Raw genomic sequence first — 6,571 nt, 5'->3', positions numbered from 1 at the left:
TCACCGACGGAGCGTCGGGCACCTGAGCCCAGATCCCGATCGTGCCCATGCCGACGCACCACTCACCGGGCTGACTGGCCATGCGCTGCCACTCTTCGAACCGATGGGATGCGAGCGCCAACGGGTTGGCGCTGCTGTTCAACAGCTGGAAAGTGATACGCAGCCACTCCATCCCGGGTGAACCGCTCTCATGGATGGGGACATCGCAGTCGACCACGATGTTCGTAAGACCGTGCGCACGGTACAGTTTTGGCAATTGCCGCCCCCAGCGAGCCGCGAACCCGTTGGACTCCGCGGACGTCATGGCGGCTGCCATCACGTCCCTGTGCAGCTGGGGGCCCAAAGCTGCAGACGCGAACCAGTCCGCTTCTTCTAGGAACAGGTAGCCGCCGGGAGTTACCGCGTCGATCAACTTTTTGAGGACTTGTTCACGTTCACGGATGTGCCCCAGCACCAGACGCGTGTGCACCAGATCGAAAGCCGCCCGTGGCAACGGATCGGCGCGAAGGTCCGATTGAACAATGTCGATGACGTCGGACGTGACGTCCACCAGTTCACTCACGTCCAGCTCGGTCGCGGTCACGTGCCCGTTCGGCCCGACCTGCTCGCTCAGCCACCGGGCGATCGAGCCGCCGCCGGCCCCGGCGTCCAAACAGGACCATCCCGTTTGGACGCCTATACGGTTGAGCCGACTGATACTCGTGTCGTCGTACGTCAACTCCATGACGGCCACCCGACGACTCGCGTCAGGCAAGTCACTTTTGAAGAAGTATTCGGCTGCGCCTGTCTGCGGCACCACGATCGTCCACCTCCAACCCACTTCGCCGAAGCATCTTCCCGCTCGATGTGCGAGGGATTTTTCCACGACCAACGAACGTGATGTGGGTGGCCGTGATGCCGAGTTCGGCAGAGAGCGCGGAACGTATTCGAGCGGACATGCTCTCCTGAGCCGCCGGCGCGCGCTCGTTGGATTCGACGATCAAGCCCAGCCCGCTGCCGTCGTGCCCCTCGACCTGATGAGCCAGCACACCGTGCACACGAAGGCCGAAGATGTCCCGGACCACCGATTCGATGTCACTCGCGTAGTGGTTCGCCCCGAAGACGATGACCGTCTCCTTGCTGCGCCCGACGATGTAGAGCTCTTCAGCGTGCCAGACCCCGATGTCACCCGTGGCGACCCAGCCGCCTGGACAAGCCACCTGCCGTGTCGCTTCGGGATGACGCTCGTAGCCGGCCGTGACCGAAGTACCGCGGACATGGATCTCACCCACGACGCCTTCTCCGAGCGGGTTGGCTTGATCATCGACCAGCCGGACCTCCATCCCGGCAACCGGTCTGCCTACCGACACCAGTTCCCGGTATGCGCCCGGGGTGCCCGTCACTGCTTCGCAGCGCCCTCGGCCCAGCGCCTCACGAGACACCCTGATCGTCTTCGTCGGCTGACCAAGCGGGGGGAAGGTGACCGCCAACGTGGCCTCGGCGAGCCCGTACGCCGGCAGGAATACGGTCTCCGCAAGGCCAGCCCGGGCGAACCGCCGGATGAACGCCCGCTGCAACCGCTCGTCAACTGGTTCCGCACCGTTCACCGCGATCCGCCAGGCCGACAGGTCCAGGTCGCCCACAGCCTCGGGTCCGGTGCGCTGCAGCGCGTACCGGTACCCGGAATCCGGCGCCATGGTAAAGGTGGCGCGGACCCGGGTGATCGTGCGCAACCAGTTCACGGGATCACGGAGAAACGCCTCCGGTGGCTGCAGATAGATGTCGACATCGTGCATGGTCGGCGTGATGAAGGAACCAATCAGGCCCATGTCGTGAAAGAGCGGCAGCCAGTTGCACCCGATATCCGCGTCCGTCAGGCGGGTGCCCGACGCGATGGCGTTCACCCCGGCGGCCACGTTGCCGTGGCTGAGTACCACCCCCCGCGGATCACTGCTCGTCCCCGACGTGTACTGGACCAAGGCTTCATGCGAGTCCGCCCGATCCACGAACGTCGCCTCCTCCGCCATAACGCATCGCACGTCGACCACTGCGGCCGAGCCAGACGCCGTCAGCATCGACCGAGTCAGCACCGGGGCGATCGACTCGCTGGTCAGGACAAGTCGCACGCGTGACTGACGCAACGCCATCGTGGTGCGTCGGAGGTAGGTTCGCGATGAACTGAAGGGAGCGGGCGCGGGCAGCGGCACCGCCACGGCTCCGGCAGCCAGCACTCCGAAGAACGCCCTGACGAACTCCACGGACGTGGGCAGCACCACCGCCACGCGGTCGCCGGGCACAACACCGCGGGCCAGCAGACCAGTCGCGACCCTCCCCGCCTGCTGGTACAGGTCGCCGAAGCTGAGCGCGGCGATTTCCCGCCCTCGCCGCAATATGTGTACGCCATGACCGGATCGGCGCCCGGCCACTCTTCCGAGACCCTCGACAAGGCTCACGACGTGACGGCGGAGTCGGCCTGGACGGCCACGATCTGGTTGATCACGGCGGCGAACTCCCGCACCGTCCGCACCTCGAAGACGACGTGGTCCTCGACCTCGATATCGAAGTGCTCCTCGACGTCGAGGACGATCTGCAGCGCATGTATCGAGTCGAATTGGGGCAGCGAGCGCAGATCGACGTCGAACGCCACCTCCTCGTCGGATATCCCCAGACGATGCGCGACGAAGTGCCGAACTGAATTCTCCGTGTCCACCTCTTGAAATCCTTTCCGGAACAGGCAGGCCGGTCATAGCCTCAGCCACCAGCAGACCAGGACCAGCTAGGACTGGCGAGCCATGCTGCGCAGCTTCGCCTTGATGTCGCGCGGCGTCTCTATCGAGTCGTCGTTGACCATGATCCTGATGATCGACATCACTTTGGTGTCGGCGGCGTCCACAGCGTCGTGCTGAATGGTCTCGATCCGTCTGATGCCGTCGGTGGACGTCGAATGTGGATAGAACACGCCGGCCGGGTGCTTGATTCCGTTGCTCCGGTCGGCCAACCAGATGTACGCCATTCGCATCGCGGCGATCTGATTCGCCACATTCCCGTTACACAGTTCTCGCATGAACACCGAGAAAGCCCGGCAGTGCCGCGCCTCGTCCCTGCCCAGCAGTTTCCAGATTCTCCTGATGACGGGTTCGGGGACCTGCGCGGACAGTGCCTTGTAGAGTGCCGACGCGCGGGCCTCGGAGATCACGTTCATCATGAGGGTCGCGGCGCGGACATCGCCCTGCGGATACGGCTCTCGCTTGTAGAGGGCGTGCTTGGAGCGCACTTTGACGCCGATGCGATCGAGATACCGCGCCTGGACGAGCGAGTGCCTCGCTTCCTCGGCGCCCCACATCAACGCCCACGAAGAGAAGCTGGCCTCGCCCTGCCACTCGCGCAGGAAGTTGTGGGCTCCAGGCAGGGTCCCGAACTCGATGACCGCCGCTTCGGTCAGGAAATCCACGTCACGCTCGCTCAACATGGCGCGGTCGATCTTGCTGAGATCGACCTCGTTCCAGTCCCACCTCGTGGTCTCGAACCAGTCGAATATCCTGTTGAATGTCATGTCGAGGTAGAAGTGGGTGTACAACTCGTCCATCATCAAGGCGCGGTGAGCGCGCATGGCCAGTTCGACCGACTGGCCGATACCCTCCTCGCCCAAGGCCGAAGGCGGGACGGCGTCCTCGACGTCCCATGTCTCGAACCAGCCTGGAACGGGGCCACCGGCACCCGGATCGACCACATACGCCCTGGTCCGATCGAACCTGCCTACGGACCTCAGGTCGCGAACCGCCGACAGCGCTGACGCCTCCGCGCCGACGAACACCACGCCGAGGTCAGCCTGCGGATCCAACTCGTGCAGGTACCGCTCCCAGTCCGCTCGCTCCGGCCGGTCCACGGTGATCCTGCCGAACCTCGGCAAGACCATCTTCTCGGCGGTCGAGGCATCCGGGGAAAGCCCCAACAACGCTATTCGGGTATCACCGCTCATGGCGATCCTCTCCGGGCACGTCGACAAGGTGCACAAGCGGATCGGGCGCACCTGTCGGAGGAAGGGAACGGGACATGCGGGCCGTCACCTTGAAGGCAGATCCGGCGCCGCTGCCGGGCCGAGCAACACGGGAAGGTATTCGAGACTGTTGCTGACGAACGACGGGACGGGGGTCGGCTTCCACTCCTGCTGCTCCGGGGTCGCCAGGGATGCGTTGGGGAATCGGCTGAAGAACCCGGCCAGCGCGGTCTCCAACTGCAGGCGTGCGAGGTGAACCCCGACGCAGAAATGGGGACCGTGACCGAATCCGAGATGCCCGGCCTGTCGCCGCCGGATATCGAACTCGTCAGCGTCGTACCCGTGCTGAGCGGGATCCCGGCCAGCTGATCCGAAGGAAGACAGGATGGCCTCGCCCTTCTTGATCGCTGTTCCGTCGATCTCGATGTCTTCGAGCGGGTAGCGCATGGGGAACTGGTTGACCGCGCCGTTCCAACGCATCGTCTCCTCGACCACCGCGCTCCACGGCCACTGCTCGGATCGCACCAGAGCAAGCTGCTCAGGATGGGTGAACAGAGCGTAGGAGGCATTACGATGACGTTGATGATGCTCTGGTGCCCTGCGAAGAACATCAGAAGCACCATGCCGACGAGTTCTTCCTCGCTCAATCGATCGTCATCGCTCAAGGCCGCCTCGATCAGCGAACTGATCAGATCTTTTTGCGGCGTAGCACGCCGTTCCGCAATGATGTCGTGCAGGAGATCATTGATTTGACCGTCGATCTCCACTACCTGTTCCGGTGAATTGTTGGTGCGTGTCTGCACACCGGTGAGCACGTGCAGCGTGCGCCTCTTCCGTTTCGGGATGCCGAGCAGGTCCGATATCACGGTGGTCGGAATCGGGTAGGCGAACATGGAACGCAGGTCCACCGGCCGGTCCGCCGGCTGACCAGCCAACCGATCGAGCAGCGAGGCCACGAGTGCCTCCACTTGAGGGCGCATGGCCTCGACACGCGCGGGCGTCAGCGCCTGATCCACCAAGCCACGTAGTCGGCGGTGTTTCGCACCGTGCGAGTTGATCACGCTGTTGGTGCTGACGAAAGCGATCAGCGGCCAGCCGTCCGGCACTTCGCCGCGCGCCATCGCGTCCCAATGCTCTATTCCCTTGGCTACCCGGGGGTCGGTCAGCACCTTCCGGAGATCATCGTGGTGGGGAATCGCCCAAGCCTGTACCCCACCAGGTAACTCCACCCGCACCGCCCGGCCCGCTGCCCGCAGGCGCGCGTTTTCGGCGTGCTGGTCGGTGCCCTTGACATCCAGGGCGAACGGGCACGGTGACTTGCGGGGTGATGCTGTGTCAGCGTCCACGGCCGCTCCTGTTCCCGCTCGCGTCACGGTGTAGCGCTCGCATCATCCGAGGAAGCAGCGCCGAGGAAATCACGGACAGTGGCGGCGAATTCTTCTGGATTTTGAAAGAGAAACGCGTGGCCGGCGTCCTGGAAGACCCGCATGATCGAATTCGGCATGTGTTCGGCCAGGAGTCGTCCCTTCTCGGGATCGACCATGACGTCGAGTTCTCCGTGCGCTACCAGCGTTGGCTGTGTCATATGCGCGAGTTTGGTCAGGGCTCCCGGATTCGGAAGCCCCCACGCCGTTGCCGCCGCAATCTGCGCCTGCCAAGCCGACCGGCTGACGCTCCGATCCGGGTCCGGCCGGTGCTGACCGAGTCGGCGGATGAAGTCGACTCCCCTCTCGCGACCGGCCGGATTCGCCGGAAAGAAAAGGAACAGGAGGTCTTTGGAGCCGATCACCTCCTTGGTGGCGGATGTGTGGGCCCGTCCGCTGAGTGCGAGATCCCCGCCGGTGCCGCGTGGCGCCGTGCCGGCCAGGATCACGCGCCGCACCAGGTTGGGGTGATTGAACGCCAATTCTTGGGCGACGTAGCCACCGATGGAGAATCCGAGCAGATCCACCTCGTTGAGCTGAAGGGCCTGTATGAACGCGTGGATGTCCCGCGCCATCTCTTCAATGGTGTGCGGGGTTCTGCCGCCGGAAAGTCCGATACCCGCGTTGTCCACCAGGACAACCGGCCGTTCGGCCGCGATCTCACTGATCAACAGCGGGTCCCACATATCGAGGTTGGCGCGAAAATGGGAAAGCAGTAGCAACGGAGTCTGCGCACCGTCGCCAAAGCACCGATAGGCATAGCAGACTCCGTTGGAAGCGTCAACGAAGTGATTCTGCATCAATCTCCCTTCTCGATACACGCGTATCGACGGGAAATCCCATGAGTACCCCACCGCTATCTGCCCGATCAGGGTAGCGACCGTGAGCAAGGTCAACAAGACCTTGACGTCGGCGTGGGGGGAAGGTGTCTGAAGAGCTCATCAGCAGGCAGGGCGATCCGGGCAAGGGGGTGACGACGATCTGGTGCAGATCCAGGAGTCGGTGGCCGTCCTGGAACCGGTGCGACGTGTTGGTGCGGCCGACACCCAGTAGCTGGGCCAGGAGCGTGCTGGTTACTGCCCTGCGGCGGCGCACCAGGGCTGCCAGGAGTCGGTGAAAGTGGCCGAGACTGCTGGGCGACGTTGAGCGTCACCCCAGATGCGGTGGCAGT

At 64.0% G+C, this 6,571-nt stretch carries 7 protein-coding genes; 1 reads left to right on the top strand and 6 read right to left on the bottom strand.

All coding sequences use genetic code 11. The features are described from left to right. From JK363_RS40800 to JK363_RS43610, 5 genes are all read right to left on the bottom strand, one after another. A partial coding sequence (locus tag JK363_RS40800) for a class I SAM-dependent methyltransferase (RefSeq protein WP_201883387.1) occupies window positions 1-799 on the bottom strand: 799 nt, incomplete at its 3' end. Next, entirely contained in the window at window positions 756-2,432 is a 1,677-nt protein-coding gene (locus tag JK363_RS40795; RefSeq protein WP_201883386.1) for an AMP-binding protein, read from the bottom strand. The genes JK363_RS40800 and JK363_RS40795, both read right to left, overlap by 44 nt. Then, the gene (locus tag JK363_RS40790; RefSeq protein WP_201883385.1) at window positions 2,429-2,689 is read right to left on the bottom strand and encodes an acyl carrier protein; all 261 of its coding nucleotides are present in this window, start codon (window positions 2,687-2,689) and stop codon (window positions 2,429-2,431) included. The genes JK363_RS40795 and JK363_RS40790 overlap by 4 nt, the downstream gene beginning before the upstream one ends. A 66-nt stretch (window positions 2,690-2,755) precedes the next feature. Next, window positions 2,756-3,958, bottom strand: coding sequence for a ferritin-like domain-containing protein (locus JK363_RS40785; protein WP_201883384.1), 1,203 nt, complete (start codon window positions 3,956-3,958; stop codon window positions 2,756-2,758). Between the two features lie 84 nt (window positions 3,959-4,042). Then, window positions 4,043-4,501, bottom strand: a complete 459-nt coding sequence (locus JK363_RS43610; RefSeq protein ID WP_307822104.1) for a cytochrome P450 — start codon at window positions 4,499-4,501, stop codon at window positions 4,043-4,045. A gap of 68 nt (window positions 4,502-4,569) precedes the next feature. On the opposite strand from JK363_RS43610, the gene JK363_RS43605 reads away from it, so the two are divergent. Continuing rightward, complete coding sequence (locus JK363_RS43605; RefSeq protein WP_236076560.1) at window positions 4,570-4,758, top strand: hypothetical protein; 189 nt, start codon at window positions 4,570-4,572, stop codon at window positions 4,756-4,758. A 587-nt stretch (window positions 4,759-5,345) separates the two neighbouring features. Here the strand turns inward: JK363_RS43605 and JK363_RS40775 are convergent. Further along, on the bottom strand, window positions 5,346-6,200 hold the full coding sequence (locus tag JK363_RS40775; protein WP_201883383.1) for an alpha/beta fold hydrolase: 855 nt from the start codon (window positions 6,198-6,200) through the stop codon (window positions 5,346-5,348). Window positions 6,201-6,571: the final 371 nt, after the last annotated feature.

The sequence above is a fragment of the Streptomyces coffeae genome (assembly GCF_016741875.1).
In the GTDB taxonomy this organism is placed as follows: Bacteria; Actinomycetota; Actinomycetes; order Streptomycetales; family Streptomycetaceae; genus Streptomyces; species Streptomyces coffeae.
Note: the sequence above shows the minus strand (reverse complement) of the source record. Positions and strands in the feature narration are given on the sequence as shown.

Coding starts and splice junctions, on each gene's coding strand:
- JK363_RS40775 (WP_201883383.1), bottom strand. CDS start 6,200: ATGCAGAATCACTTCGTTGACGCTTCCAACGGAGTCTGCTATGCCTAT.
- JK363_RS40785 (WP_201883384.1), bottom strand. CDS start 3,958: ATGAGCGGTGATACCCGAATAGCGTTGTTGGGGCTTTCCCCGGATGCC.